Raw genomic sequence first — 539 nt, forward strand, 5'->3', positions numbered from 1 at the left:
CAGCTAACCTTGAAGAAATCCGCACAGCACTTGATGCAAAAGGTTTCGGAGATGCGACAGTACAGAACTTTGGTAGTGCTCGCGATGTGATGGTGCGTCTTCGTCCTCGTGACGACGTTTCTGGCGAAACGCTAGGTAACCAAATCATCGGTGCGATCAAAGAAGGTACCGGTGAAAGCGTAGAAATGCGCCGTATCGAGTTTGTTGGTCCAAACGTTGGTGATGAACTAACTGAAGCGGGCGGTCTGGCGATCCTTGTGTCGCTCATCTGTATCCTGATTTACGTATCAATGCGATTTGAATGGCGTCTAGCGGCTGGTGCTGTAATGGCGTTGGCGCACGATATTATTATCACGCTGGGTGTATTCTCATTCCTACAGATTGAAGTGGACCTAACTATCGTGGCTGCGTTGCTAACGGTTGTTGGTTACTCGCTCAACGATACCATCGTAGTATTCGACCGTATTCGTGAAAATTTCCGCAAGATGCGTAAAGGTGATCCTGCGGACATCATGGATGCTTCGATTACACAAACATTG

At 48.2% G+C, this 539-nt stretch carries 1 protein-coding gene; it reads left to right on the forward strand.

Going from position 1 to position 539, the window contains the following annotated elements:
• Positions 1-539, forward strand: a 539-nt coding sequence (gene secF / locus R7Q09_RS27870; protein WP_318144174.1) for a protein translocase subunit SecF, incomplete at both ends; no start/stop codon positions are given.

The organism is Vibrio sp. 2130-1, assembly GCF_033339515.1.